The sequence below is a fragment of the Lysinibacillus sp. HST-98 genome, assembly GCF_016757845.1.
GTDB classification, from domain to species: Bacteria; Bacillota; Bacilli; order Bacillales_A; family Planococcaceae; genus Lysinibacillus; species Lysinibacillus capsici.
The window spans coordinates 86,053-100,315 of record NZ_JAENHX010000002.1 but is presented as its reverse complement, the minus strand read 5'-3'; the positions used below and the strand labels follow the sequence as shown (position 1 = coordinate 100,315).

At 39.5% G+C, this 14,263-nt stretch carries 11 protein-coding genes; 7 read left to right on the top strand and 4 right to left on the bottom strand.

Annotated elements, in window-relative coordinates; translation table 11 throughout:
• Positions 1-76: 76 nt before the first annotated feature.
• Entirely contained in the window at positions 77-1,060 is a 984-nt protein-coding gene (locus tag JIN86_RS05965) for a biotin--[acetyl-CoA-carboxylase] ligase (RefSeq protein ID WP_009370837.1), read from the top strand.
• A 539-nt stretch (positions 1,061-1,599) separates the two neighbouring features.
• Here JIN86_RS05965 and JIN86_RS05960 read toward each other — a convergent pair.
• The 3 genes from JIN86_RS05960 to JIN86_RS05950 are packed head-to-tail and all read right to left on the bottom strand — an operon-like array spanning position 1,600 to position 3,355.
• A complete protein-coding gene (locus JIN86_RS05960; protein WP_202341466.1) occupies positions 1,600-2,436 on the bottom strand; it encodes a DUF4097 family beta strand repeat-containing protein in 837 nt (278 codons plus the stop codon).
• Positions 2,437-3,042: a DUF1700 domain-containing protein gene (locus JIN86_RS05955; RefSeq protein WP_009370838.1), complete on the bottom strand. Its 606-nt coding sequence runs from the start codon at positions 3,040-3,042 to the stop codon at positions 2,437-2,439.
• On the bottom strand, positions 3,035-3,355 hold the full coding sequence (locus JIN86_RS05950; RefSeq protein WP_004232706.1) for a PadR family transcriptional regulator: 321 nt from the start codon (positions 3,353-3,355) through the stop codon (positions 3,035-3,037). The genes JIN86_RS05955 and JIN86_RS05950 overlap by 8 nt, the downstream gene beginning before the upstream one ends.
• Before the next feature lie 426 nt (positions 3,356-3,781).
• Between JIN86_RS05950 and panB the strand changes: the two genes are divergently transcribed.
• From panB to dinG, 5 genes are all read left to right on the top strand, one after another.
• Positions 3,782-4,618 (top strand): 3-methyl-2-oxobutanoate hydroxymethyltransferase, encoded by an 837-nt coding sequence (gene panB, locus JIN86_RS05945; RefSeq protein ID WP_009370840.1) that lies wholly within the window; start codon positions 3,782-3,784, stop codon positions 4,616-4,618.
• Entirely contained in the window at positions 4,618-5,472 is an 855-nt protein-coding gene (gene panC / locus JIN86_RS05940) for a pantoate--beta-alanine ligase (protein WP_036218973.1), read from the top strand. The genes panB and panC overlap by 1 nt, the downstream gene beginning before the upstream one ends.
• Before the next feature lies 1 nt (position 5,473).
• A complete protein-coding gene (gene panD / locus JIN86_RS05935; protein ID WP_009370842.1) occupies positions 5,474-5,857 on the top strand; it encodes an aspartate 1-decarboxylase in 384 nt (127 codons plus the stop codon).
• Positions 5,858-6,084: 227 nt separating this feature from the next.
• The gene (locus tag JIN86_RS05930; RefSeq protein ID WP_009370843.1) at positions 6,085-8,211 is read left to right on the top strand and encodes a 5'-nucleotidase C-terminal domain-containing protein; all 2,127 of its coding nucleotides are present in this window, start codon (positions 6,085-6,087) and stop codon (positions 8,209-8,211) included.
• Between the two features lie 177 nt (positions 8,212-8,388).
• Positions 8,389-11,160, top strand: coding sequence for an ATP-dependent DNA helicase DinG (gene dinG / locus JIN86_RS05925; protein WP_202341465.1), 2,772 nt, complete (start codon positions 8,389-8,391; stop codon positions 11,158-11,160).
• Between the two features lie 80 nt (positions 11,161-11,240).
• Here the strand turns inward: dinG and JIN86_RS05920 are convergent, their stop codons facing one another.
• Positions 11,241-11,891 carry a TetR/AcrR family transcriptional regulator gene (locus tag JIN86_RS05920; RefSeq protein WP_202341676.1) on the bottom strand — a complete coding sequence of 217 codons (651 nt, stop codon included), beginning with the start codon at positions 11,889-11,891 and terminating at the stop codon, positions 11,241-11,243.
• A 320-nt stretch (positions 11,892-12,211) separates the two neighbouring features.
• Between JIN86_RS05920 and JIN86_RS05915 the strand changes: the two genes are divergently transcribed.
• Positions 12,212-14,245 carry a CocE/NonD family hydrolase gene (locus tag JIN86_RS05915; protein ID WP_202341464.1) on the top strand — a complete coding sequence of 678 codons (2,034 nt, stop codon included), beginning with the start codon at positions 12,212-12,214 and terminating at the stop codon, positions 14,243-14,245.
• Positions 14,246-14,263 lie beyond the last annotated feature (18 nt).

The following is a 14,263-nucleotide window of genomic DNA, read 5'->3' as shown; positions in this document are numbered from 1 at the left end:
ACGTTAATTTACAGTATGATTAAGACAAAATAAGTTACATAACAAGAGTACAGTTAACTAAAGGATTGATGTGAAGATGACAATTTCCATGAAGGACGAAATTTTAAAAAGAATATTGGCTGCTGATGGAGAAGCGGTTTCAGGTCAGGAATTAGCAGATTCTCTTGGTGTCTCAAGAACCGCTGTTTGGAAGCATATGCAAACATTACAAGAGGAAGGGTATACATTTGAAACTATTAAGAAAAAGGGGTATGTATTGACAGGCGTACCAAATAGCTTGAGCCCCACACAGATTAAGCTTTTTTTAAAGACAGAGCATTTTGGACGTGAGATCCATTATTACGATGTAGTTGATTCAACACAAACGATTGCGCATAAGCTTGCACAGGAAGGAGCTCCACACGGTACAATTATTATTGGTGAGGAGCAAACAGCGGGGCGTGGTCGTATGGCTCGTCCTTGGGAGTCTGCCCATGGGACAGGTATTTGGATGACCGTTATCGTTCGGCCAGATGTTACGCCCCAGCAGGCCTCATCCTATACACTTGTGGTGGCAGTAGCTGTCACAATGGCCATTAAAACATTATATAAACATGTAGAGCCAGCCATTAAATGGCCCAATGATTTATTGATTAATGGCAAAAAATGTACAGGGATTTTAACGGAAATGCAGGCAGAGGCGGATCTTGTGCAAGCTTTACTTGTTGGAATAGGCATAAATGCGAACCAAGCAGTAGCTGACTTTTCACCTGATATTGCGGATATTGCCACTTCATTACGATTAGAAGCAGGGGAAGAAATCAATCGCGCAGCACTTGTTGCCTCTATCTTACACTATTTAGAACAATTTACAGAACTATACGTCAAAGAGGGTTTTGCGAGTCTAAAGACACTATGGCAGCAATTGTCCTGTACAATTGGTCAACGTATAGAGGTAACGACGATACGCGAACGTTTTGAAGGGGTTGCCAGTGGCATTACAGACGATGGTGTTCTCCAGCTGACGCAGGACGATGGAACGGTTCGAACGATCTATGCAGGAGACATCAAAATATTATAAAAAAGAAGCTGCAAGTGATGTCCTATACTTGCGGCTTCTCATGTTGTTGCAAAAAGATGATGTCAGTGGCAGAAAAAGCAACTTTGCAAGGTGAGGGGTTGATTTCCGTTCCACCAGCGTCCTTTCCAGGGGGCGTCCGATGAGCCGCTTCACTCCAATCAACTATTCTGCAAAAGTGTCTTTGCTTTATCTTTCATACTGGCCGTAGCGAACAAAATAATCCATTATTTGTATTATTAGAGAATCGATAGACTTTTATTTTCAATGTGGGGAAGTCATGCGTATCAGCACCTCTTCATAAAGAGTCGTGAACACCTTCACTTTATTTGAAAACCTTTGCTAAAAGGTAACACTTTTGTAGGTTGAAGTGGAAGGCTACTTGACTCCCGTGGGATCGGCGCTCGCCCGCAGGAAAGAAAGTAGCCTGCAACGGAAACCATTTTCACCTTTCACAAAATCTATTAATGGTTTTGTTTTTCTACAATATGAGAAGCTGCAAGTAACGTCCTGTACTTGCGGCTTCTTTTATTTTCTATTGATTATTTTAATGACACATCTATATCACCATGCGATAAGGAAACATTCAGTTGGTGCTCACCCTTCGTTACTTGTGTCACGGTGCCACTTTGTTCTTCATCATTAATGGTCACATCACCGAAGTCTGTTTTGAGATCATAGCCTACATCACTTTGTTTGTTTTGTAAGTGGAGCGTTGTATCGCCAAAACTAGAGGTAATGGTTGATTGGCCATTTAATGTGCCATCTATATCGATATCTCCATGCTCGCTCTCAATAGTGAAGCCGTTACTAGTAAGTTGCTGAAGCGTCAAATCACCAAAGGACTGCCTAATCTCTGTTCTGTCACCAGTCGTGTTGTTGAAAGTAATATCTCCATAATCCTGGATGAGATTCAGCTGCTGATACTGTAGCCCATGAATGGCTGTATCGCCAAAATTACTGTCTATCACAATCGCCTCTATTTTTGTATCTTTTGGGACATAGAGTTTGATTGAAGGGGAAGAGAGGTTCCCGAACCCAAATTGAAAACCATCCTTTTTCTTTGCCATTGTTTCGATGGTTAAAGTTCCGTTATCAATATGATATGTTACATCTTCTTGCTCATGGACCTTTGTGTCTAATTTATAGTCACGATCACTTGCAACAATCTCCACATCTCCATAATCATTTACGATATTAATGCTTGTGAATGCATCTAAAGCATGAGACTGACTTATTAATTTAGTATTACTTGGGACATAAAGACCCTCTGAATCTTTTAGAATTAGCCAGCGCCCCCCTGAAAAATAGCCAATCAATGCGAGTAGAATGCCTAATGCAATCATTGTCATGGCAATAAGGGTATTTTTTGACGTCATTTAGAAGTCCCCCTTTTTTTGCTTCTTTGTCATTTTGTGGAATAGTCTGCCTAATGTTTCAACAGAGACAACAACGGTTTTCTTGATAATACGAGCAACAACTGGGAACAGTAGGACTCCTAAGCCCGTTACGATTAACCCGACACCCATAAAGAGCAGGGCAGTCGGCCAATGCTCTGTTAAAATTAACAAACCTGATATGATTGCCACAACGCCACCGGCAAAAATACTAATAACAGTTGCGACAATAGCAAAGATTAAGCTGATAATGACTGCGCCAAATGAAAAAATGAGTGCAATGGCTGTTGCAAGTAATGGCAATGAAAGGGGCGCAGACAGTATAGCTAGAATAATGAGCCAAATGGCAGACATATTCTTTTTTGTTGATTTTGCCGAGGAGGTTTCTAAATCCTTTAATGCGAAATCAGCTAATATTTGTGAGGCGACATGTGAAGGAGAGCCAAGTTGTGAAATAACCTGATGTTCATTTTCCTCTCCAGCTTCCTCAAAGTATTCTTCATAATAGGCAAGCGCAGCGTCTAACTCATGCGCAGGAAGCCGACGTAATTTTCCTCGTAGCTGTTTCAAATAGCTTGCTCTATCCATCTAAATTCCCTCCTAAAAGTACACAATCAACCTTTTCCTTATACATTTGCCATTCTTTTAATAGCTCTAATAATCGTATACGTCCTTGCTCTGTAATTTGATAATAGCGTCTATTTCTACCTTGATAAGGCTGATCGTACGTTGTTAAGTAATGCGCTTTTTGTAAGCGGCGTAATACAGGATACAGTGTAGACTCTGAAATCTCCATGACTGATTGTACCTGCTGTGTTAAAGAATAACCGTAGGCGTCCTCTTTCTCGACAATAGCCAGTACACAAGCATCAAGTAAAGCTGAACCAAGCTGAAATGTCATCTTTTCACCTCACATGTAATACCTATACTTCATTTTATATTATATGTCATATAGTATATGGATAGTATATGACGTATAACATTGATTGTCAATTCTAAAAGAAAATTTTTTCCAATGTTGTTAGACGAAGATATTGTAAGAAAATAATATTTGAAGATTACTAGGAAAATCTGTTATAGTATGTGCGAAGGGCAGTATCCATTGTGAACGGCACCTTTAAAAACGCAATACACTATACTACCAAATATCTGCCTTGATCTTTTAGACAGGGACGGAAGAAAACGATACGTTCAAATATAGCTTTCATTTTGTAAGCTATTGCCTCTTTCAGGGGTCTTTTTATCATTGAACGACACACTACCCTTCTGTCTATTTTCGGCTAGAAGGGTTTTTCTGTTTTCTTCCTTTAAAAAGGAGGACTACAAAATGAAAACGACAACAGATTTTTTAAAGATGAAAGCGGCAGGCGAGAAGATCGTGATGGTAACGGCCTATGATTATCCAGCTGCTAAATTCGCGGAAGAAGCTGGTGTTGAGATGATCCTAGTCGGGGATTCACTTGGAATGGTCGTACTTGGCTATGATTCTACAATGCCTGTAACTGTAGCGGATATGGTTCATCATGCAAAAGCAGTAAGACGAGGGGCAAAGGATACGTTTATAGTCGTTGATATGCCCTTTGGTTCTTATCATGGCGATGTCAATGAGACACTCAAAACAGCCATTGCGATGATGCAACAAACAGGAGCAGATGCTTTAAAGGTTGAGGGGGCAGGTGAAGTTATACCTGTCATTCGTAAATTAACGTCAGCTGGTATTCCAGTAGTAGCTCACTTAGGCTTGTTGCCTCAATCAGCTGGAGTGCTTGGTGGTTATAAGGTACAAGGAAAAACAGCTGAACAGGCTGCTACACTGCTTGAAGAAGCAAAACAATGCGAAGCGGCTGGAGCATGCGCAGTCGTGTTGGAATGTATCCCTCATCAGCTGACAGAAATTGTTTCAGCTAGTCTTGTTATTCCAACCATTGGCATAGGCGCTGGAGTTGAGGCTGATGGACAAGTGCTGGTGTATCATGACATGCTAAGCTACGGTTTGCACCATGTACCGAAATTTGTTCAACAATTTGCTGATATGGGCAAAGAAGCAAGCGCGGGGATGATGGGTTACGTAGAAGCAGTGAAAGCGGGTACTTTCCCAGCTTCAAAGCATTTTTTCACAATGAAAGAGGAAGCATTAGATCAGCTATATGGAGGCGTTAAATGATGAAAGTCATCACAACCATACAGGCATTAGCCACAGAAATTCAAGCAGCTAAGCATGCTCAAAAAACGATTGGACTAGTGCCGACAATGGGCTATTTACATGAAGGTCATTTAACATTAGCACAAACAGCTCGTGTAGAAAATGATGTCGTTGTGATGAGTATATTTGTCAACCCAACACAATTTGGGCCAAATGAGGATTTTGAAAGTTATCCTCGTGATTTGCCTAGAGATACTGCATTAGCTGAATCTGTGGGCGTTGATATTGTGTTCGCACCAAGTGTGGAGGAAATGTATCCTCAAGATGGAGGCATTCGTCTACATGCAGGCGAGCAGGCTTCCATTCTTTGTGGTGCGAGTCGTCCTGGTCATTTTGATGGTGTTTTACAGGTTGTCTCTAAATTATTTCATTTAACACAGCCAACAAGAGCTTATTTCGGTCAAAAAGATGCACAGCAGGTTGCGATTATTGCGACAATGGTACGTGATTTTAATTTCCCTTTAGAAATGCGTGTTGTCCCAATTGTACGCGAGGAGGACGGTTTGGCGAAATCTTCTCGTAATGTCTATTTAAGTAAGTCGGAGCGACAAGAGGCTCCAGCGATCAATGAAGCATTACAGTTGGCTCGCGATAGCTTTTTAGCGAATGGTGATGCTGATAGCGCACTTGCTAAAGCAAAAGCTCATATTCATGCAAGAACACATGGCCGCATTGATTATATTGAATTATTAGCATATCCAGATTTAACACCAGTGACAGCTACAACTCAGCAAGTACTGTTGGCAGCAGCTGTTTATATAGGTAAGACACGTTTAATCGATAATTGTATTTTTACCGTGAAAGAGGGAATATAGTATGTTACGTATGATGATGAATAGTAAAATTCACCGTGCAACTGTGACACAGGCAGATTTAAACTATGTAGGCTCCATAACAATAGATGAAGATATTTTAGATGCAGTAGGTATGCTGGCAAACGAAAAAGTACATGTTGTGAATAACAATAATGGCGCTCGTTTTGAAACATATATTATAGCTGGTGAACGAGGATCAGGTGTCATTTGTGTTAATGGCGCAGCAGCAAGACTTGTGCAGCGTGGTGATATTGTCATTATTATTTCCTATGTGTATGTGGATAATCATGAGGCAAAAGACCATCAACCAACTGTAGCCATCATGGGAGAGGGCAATACAATTAAGGAAATGATCGCACACGAGCCAGAGGCAACTGTGATGTAATTCAGCAATAGTATAACTTAATACTAGAGAGGAGGATGGCAAAGCATAGCCAATCCTCCTTTTTTATGATTGAATTTGTTATAAAAGTAACTGGTAAAATTTTGCTTTTATTACTATTAAACTAGTTTATAAAATTATAATTTTACAAATGTTCTAGTATTTTGCGTCATATTTATGTAGAATTTAGTTGTTAGTACATCATTTTACTAGTGGAGGTATCATTTGTCATGGAAAATAAACGTAACAAATTTTTAACAGTAACTGCAGCAGCATTGGCTGTAACAGCGGTAGCGGTAGTACCAGCATCAGCAGCAAGTCCTTTTTCGGATGTAAAGGAAAGTCATGCAGATTTTGAAGGCATTTCTACACTTTATGCAGCAGGGATTATTAGTGGTTACCCAGATGGTACATTCAAACCAGATACAAATGTCACACGTGGACAAGCGGCAAAAATGATTGCAGGCGCATTAAAATTGGATACAAAAGAAGTAGAGAATCCAAAATTTACGGATATTAGTGCATCAAATCCTTATTATGGCTCGATTGCAGCTCTAGTAGGATTAAATGTCATTACAGGCTATGGAGATAATACTTTCCGTCCAAACCAAACAATTACTCATGGTGATTTAGCAAAAATTTTAGCATCTATCCCAACATTACCAGAGCTAGAAAGTGCAAAAAATCATGAGGCTAGTGAAAAAGTTACACGTGGACAACTGGCGACATTCATTGCAGAGGCTCTAACAAAATCAAACCCAGAAACACCGGAGACTCCAGAGACTCCAGAAAAACCAGAAGATGCCTTCTCATTATCGATTTTACATGTGAATGATACACATGCTCATGCAGATAATTTACCTAAATTAGCTACAGCAGTAAAGGAACAGCGTGCTGTTAAGAAAAATACATTAACATTACATGCTGGCGATGCATTTAATGGTACATTATATTTCAATGAATTCCATGGACAAGCAGATCTAGCGCTATTAAATGAAATTGGCTTTGATGCAATGGTATTTGGTAACCATGAATTTGATTTAGGTGCCTCTCCTGAAGGTCATCAAGCATTAGCGGATTTTGTTAAAGGCGCTAAATTCCCATTTGTGGATGCCAATACAGATTTCTCAGCAGATGATAAATTCACTGGTTTATTTACAGACTTAATTTCAAGTGAACCTGAAAATGGTAAAATTTACTCTGGTATTGTGAAAGAAATTGATGGAGAAAAAGTAGGTATTTTTGGTTTAACAACAGAAGAAACAAAAGCTGTAGCATCTCCAGATAAAGTAACATTCTCAAACTACATTGAAGAGGCCAAAAAAGCAGTAGCGGCTTTTGAAGGTATGGGTGTTAACAAAATTATCGCCTTAACACATATTGGATTTGAAGATAATGCCAATATTGATAATGACCAATTATTAGCAAAAAATGTAGATGGTATTGATATTATTGTAGGCGCACACGATCATACAAAACTAGACAAACCATTTATCGTAGATACAAATACAGCTGGAGAAGCTAAAGAGGCTACATTAATTGTACAAGCTAATGAGTATGTAAAGTATCTAGGTACACTAGATGTAACATTTGATGGAAATGGTGTTGTGACTGAATATGATGGAGAATTAATCGACCTTGGTAAAGTAGCGGAGGACAAAGCGGCATTAGAAAAACTTGCACCATTTAAAGAAAAAGTAGATGCAATCATGAAACAAGAGATTGGTGTAAAACTTAATGAAGCATTAGATGGATCACGTGAATTAGTACGTACACAAGAAGCGGCATTAGGTAATATCATTACAGATGGTATGTTAGCAAAATCACAACAATATACAGATAAAAAAGTTGTGATGGCATTTACAAATGGTGGTGGTATTCGCGAGACGATTCCAGCAGGTGAAATTACTGTAGGTCATGTTATGACAGTACTACCTTTTGGTAACACATTAGCACTTATGGATATAACGGGTGCACAATTAAAAGAAGCATTTGAACTATCTGTGGGACAAGCACCAAATCAATTTGGCGGCTTCCTACAAATCGCAGGTGCAAAATTACAATATGATTCTTCAAAAGAAGTAGGATCTCGCATTGTATCGTTTGAATATTTAGATCAAGCAACAGGTAAGTATGTAGCATTTGAAGATAATAAAACATATACAGTAGCAACAAACGCCTTTACTGCTAAGCAAGGTGGGGATGGCTATGACGTATTTAGAAAAATTTATGAAGAAGGCCGTGTAACAGATTTAGGTTTATCTGACTGGGAAAACTTCCAAGAACACTTATTATCATTAAAAGAAGTGAAAACAACAACTGAAGGCCGTATTGTTGATGTAGCAAAAAAACAATAAGCTTAACGTTGTTTGAGTAAGTACTCTATAATGATTCCACAACGCAACCTTAGGGGATTTCTCCAAGGTTGCGTTTTTGTATGGATGCGGCGATTCAATAAAGAGGAGAAAGGATGCCGCAGAGCCAATAATATGATAAAATTCAACTTATCTAATGTGAACTGTGAGTTGAGATGTATGATGGAAAGTCAAAAATATGCAATTGTAGATTTGGAGACAACTGGTCATTCACCAGCCAATGGGGACCGGATGATTCAAATTGCCATTGTTATTATGAAGGATTGGGAAATTGAGCGTACCTATACGAAGTTCATTAATCCAGGGAAAGCTATTCCAACTTTCATTCAAGATTTAACGCATATAACGAATGAGGATGTAAAGGATGCCTTCCCATTTGAAGCGCATGCGGATTACATATATGAGCTACTGGCTGACTGTGTATTTGTTGCACATAATGCAGATTTTGACTTATCCTTTTTACAAGCAGAGTTTAAACGTGCTGGATTACCGAAATGGCAAGGTAAAAAAATGGATACGGTGGAGCTAGCTAAAATTTTGTTCCCTATGTCCCTTGGTTTTAAGCTAGGGGATTTAGCGGCCGATTTAAATATTGAGTTAGCAAATGCACATCGAGCGGATGACGATGCACGCGCGACAGCTGAGCTATTCAAACATTGCTGGAAGGAGCTACTAAGTTTACCGCAGCTTACACTTGAACAGATGCATAAGCGTTCATTTCGCTTGAAATCAAATATTTCTCAGCTTTTTTTTGAGGCGTTGCAAATTAAGCGCCAGCATACGACGGGCCGCGAAAATGTACATTATTACCGTAATTTTGCCATTGGCAATGGCCGAAATAAGCATGAGCATGTGACAGAAACGATTGTCTACCCTCAATCAGTAGATGAGAAAATAGCTTTAATGGCAAAGGCACTGCCAAATTTTGAGGAACGTCCTGCACAATTTGACATGATGGACACGATTTGGCGGGCATTACATGAACAACAGGAGTGCGTGATTGAAGCTTCTACAGGTATTGGTAAAACTGCTGGCTATTTACTTCCAGCCATCTTATTTGCCCGTGCTGTCAATAAAAAGATTGCCATCAGTACGTATACTTCCTATTTACAGGAACAGCTTGTAGAAGAAGAACTACCAAAGATCGAAAAAATCCTTGGAACAAAAGTGAATTTGTGTGTGCTGAAGGGAATGCAGCATTATATTGATCTCGATCGCTTTGAGCAATGTATGGCATATGCTGATGAATCCTATGATGATACATTTACTATTTTACAAATACTTGTGTGGTTGACCAAAACAGAGACAGGTGTGTTGAGCGAGCTCAATGTTTCTGGTGGCGGACAACTGTTTTTAGAAAAAATCCGAAAAATACCGAATGACAAACCTTCAAAGGGCTTTGATTTCTATGAGCAAGCTTTAAAGAACAGTGCAGTTGCTGACTGTATTGTAACGAATCATGCCATGGTTTTAAGTGATTTAGTGCGTCAAACACCACTCTTTACAGAAATAGATGGCTGGATTATTGACGAGGCGCATCAATTTATTCAGGCTGCTATGCAGCAGGATGAAGTAGTCTTCTCCTATACACAATGGAAGTATATTTTTGGACAAATTGGTACGATGGAAGATACGGCTTTATTTCAGCAGTTTTGCCAGGCAGCGAAGAAAAAACAGCGAGTAGCCATGCGGAATTTACAGCATCTTGATGCACAATTTATACGTTTGCAGCGGACATTTGATGAAACAATCCAGAGAACTATTCAAAAATTGCAACAGCAAATGAAAGGGAAACAAGCAGGTAGTAAATGTACCTTGTTTTTAGAGGATGTTTCACTTGCGAAAGAATCGTTTGCACAAGTAAGCAAACTAACCCAGCAATGGCTGGATCTCGCTACTACCATTACACAGTCGTTCGACAATGCGATTGAGCAGCTAGATAAAAACGATCAATATGTATTATCTGAATGGCAATATTGGATTCGCGAAGTGAAGATAAAAATTGCAGAATGGGACGATATTTTTCTGTCACCACAGGAAGGCAATTCTATTTGGTTAGAATTTGATGTACGAAGTGTCCCAGGCAGTCTCCATGTCTTTAAGAAGCCTGTCAATGTAACGCCGATAATTGAACAAGTATTAGCACCATTACGTCAGCAAGCAAGTATTGTTTGGACATCAGGTACATTAACAGTACCAGGCAATGAGCGCTTCGTTACACGCCAGTTGGGCATTTCTGATGATGTTGAAGTCTTGAAACTACAAGCTCCGCCAGCCTATTATGCTGGAGCTAAGGCATTTATCGTCACCGATATGCCAGATATTCAGCATGTCAGTCAAGAAGAATACATTGAGGCTGTTGCCCATGCAATTACGAGGACTGTTCGAATGACAGAAGGGCGTTGCTTTGTACTCTTTACAGCACAGGATATGCTACGAAAAACAGTCGAGCTTATCCAAGATAGTGAACTATTAGATGATTACATGCTATTTGCACAAGGTGTAACAGGTGGTAGCCGTATGCGCATTCTAAAATCATTTCAAAAATTTAGTCATGCCGTTCTATTTGGTACAAACAGTTTTTGGGAGGGTGTAGATGTTCCAGGAGATGCACTGGCCTCTGTCATTGTCGTACGATTACCATTTTCTTCACCAGAAGAGCCTGTTTTTAAGGCGAGGGCAAAGCACCTAACTACTCAAGGCCGCAATTCCTTTACTGAGCTTTCCCTACCAGAAGCGATCATGAGGTTTAAGCAAGGCTTTGGTCGATTAATACGTTCTTCGCAGGATAAAGGAGCTTTTATTGTCCTAGACCGACGAATTACTAGTAAGTCATATGGGAAAGAGTTTATTAAGGCATTGCCACCTATCGATGTCAAGAAATTACAGCTACCCGAATTGTTAAAGGAACTAAATCATTGGCAAAAATAATAGAAACCCCTTTTAGCATTGCTAGAAGGGGTTTTTTACATATTGTTGAAGCCATAAAAGAGTGGCAATGTTTATGATTCTCATTGCTTGTTTTTAGTTTGCTCATCAAAAAGATTAGCATTACGAACGATTTCTGTAATATATTTCATAGTGATTGCCGTTGCTTGGTTGGCATCATAACTTTTGCGATTATTCAATAGGTTTGTAAACATACCTTGCCAAATTAATAGTGTGATTTCATTGATGGCATCAACATTGCCTTCAGTTAAGTAGCCTTCTTTTAAAGCGATCTCTAACATAGAACGCCCTCGTTTCGTTAGACTGTGTTGAAATAAAATGGTTTTTAAATCCTCAGGGATATTGATTAAATCATTGGGGTAAAAATTATAATAATTCTCCAATAGTGCCTCTGGTGTTTCCCCTAAATCCATGATAAAGACTGCGTGAAAAATCTGAGGTTGTTTGAAGGAATATTGGCAAAAGCACTCCCAAGCCAATAAGTATTTCTCAATAGGATCTTTGCCTCTTTCTATGTAGCGAGCGACTTCGTTGGTATAGTCTTGCATGCATCTCATCGATGCAAAAAATAGAAGATGCGAGACTTCTGAAAAATAATTGTAGATAGTAGCACTGTTGTAACCTGCCTTATCAGCAACCTTTCGGATTGTGACATTTTCCAGCCCTTCTTCTTCGATGATTTCCGCAGTGGCATCTACAAAGTATTTCCACATACGACTCCTTTGTATTTCCTTTTTCTTCAAAGTAATATCCCCCTAACAAACAATTAATTACTGTAAAATCATTAATTAAATGTATATATTTACCTTGTTGTAGCTAATTTAAACTTATTATAGCATAACAATTTTAATTTCCTTCTTTCATTATAGCATTAGCTTTTATCATTTTAAGAGTTGTACATTAGAATTTCAGGTGATATACTAATCACAATTATTTTATAATCATGATTACTAAATAATCAAGATTCTGAATAATTAGACGAAGAGGGTGTATAACAAGGAGTCTTGCTTAGACACAAGGGGAGGATTATACAATGAGTAAAAAAATTGTGACACAATTTGAGTGTACATATGAAACGATTGAAAACACATGGATCGAGTTAGCAGACGGCACAAAGCTTTCTAGTCGTATTTGGCTACCAAATGTGAAATTGGGAGAGAAAGTACCAGCCATTTTAGAGTATATTCCTTATCGCAAAACAGATGGAACGAGAGCGAGAGATGAACCGATGCACGGTTATTTTGCAGGACATGGCTATGCTGTTGTGCGAGTGGATATGCGAGGTTCAGGTGAGTCAGATGGTTTATTAAAGGACGAATATCTAAAACAAGAGCAGGATGATGCCCTTGAAGTCATTGAATGGATTGCTAACCAAAGCTGGTGTGATGGCAATATCGGAATGATGGGGAAATCGTGGGGCGGATTTAATTCTCTACAAGTAGCAGCTCGGCGACCAAAGGCGTTAAAGGCGATTATTACCGTAGGCTTTACAGATGATCGTTATAACAATGATATTCACTATAAGGGCGGTTGCTTGTTAAACGATAACTTCTGGTGGGGTGCTATTATGTTAGCCTACCAGTTACGTCCGATTGATCCTCACATTGTTGGCGATAGCTGGCGGGAGAAATGGATGGAGCGCTTAGAAAATATGCCTTTATGGATGGCACAGTGGATGGAGCATCAAACAAGAGACGATTATTGGAAACATGGTTCAGTTTGTGAGAATTATCAAGACATAGAAATCCCAGTTTTTGCGCTAGATGGCTGGGAAGATTCCTATACAAACACAGTCTTAAGCTTAATGGAAGGGCTTTCTGTTCCAAGAAAAGGCATCATTGGCCCGTGGGCACATGTTTATCCACATGATGGAGTGCCAGGTCCTGCAATGGGCTTTTTACAAGAAGCTGTGAAATGGTGGGATCATTGGTTAAAAGGAATAGACAACGATGTAATGGATGGACCAATGGTGAATGTCTGGGTTGAAGAGAGCATGGAGCCATCCGTTAAGAAACCAATCAGTAAGGGCTATTGGGTTGGTTTAGAATCGTGGCCAGCAGCGGAATCAATACAAACTAAGGTGTATCAGCTGACACATGGAAAACTAGTAGAAAATCGCAGTGAGCAACAAGAGCAAGTCCTACTAAAAACTCCTCAAAATCATGGTCTTTTATCTGGTGAATGGATGGGTGCTGGCGTACTAGGCGAAAGTCCAGCAGACCAACGATTAGACGATGGAATGGCAATGGTTTTTGAAACGGATAGGCTAGAGAATGCATTAGATATTGTGGGCTATCCAAAATTTGAAGTGGAATTAAAAAGTGACAAACAACATGCAATGCTGTTTGCACAGCTTTCAGACGTAGCACCTGATGGAGCTGTCACACGTGTATCCTATGGCGTGATGAACCTAACACACTTAAATGGGCATGATCGTGTAGACCTGTTAACACCTGGTGAAAAAGTGAAGGCCTTTGTTCAGTTAGACTGTTGTGGCCATCAATTTAAAGCGGGACATCGTTTACGTCTATCCCTAGCTACAACGTTTTGGCCGATGTTTTGGCCAATGCCAGAAGACGCTACATTGACATTAAATCTAGAAACAGCTACCTTATCATTGCCAACCTTCCATGGTCAGCAAGTAGTAGGGCCTAATATGAATGCTGAAAGTGCACCATTAACGCCAATCACAACGCTACAAGAAGGAAGAGTCGATCGTTCGATAGCCTATGATATTTTAACAGATACATGGACATGTATTACAGATGGAGTTGGAGGCGTATTTGGTGAAGGCATTTATCGCTTTGATGATATTGATGTCACTGTAGAACATAATTTGAAACGAGAATTAACCTTAACGAATGCTGATCCACTATCAGCTCAGTATACAATCTATCAAAAGATGAAAATTGGTCGTGAAGGCTGGTGGATTGACGCTGATATAACGGTTACCAAAACATCCGATCAGGAAAACTTCCAAATTGTTGGGGAAATGGCCATCAAAGAAAATGACAAACAAGTCTTCCATAAGGAATGGAATCAAAAAATTAAACGTCATGGCTTGTAAATAACATATAAGGGGTAA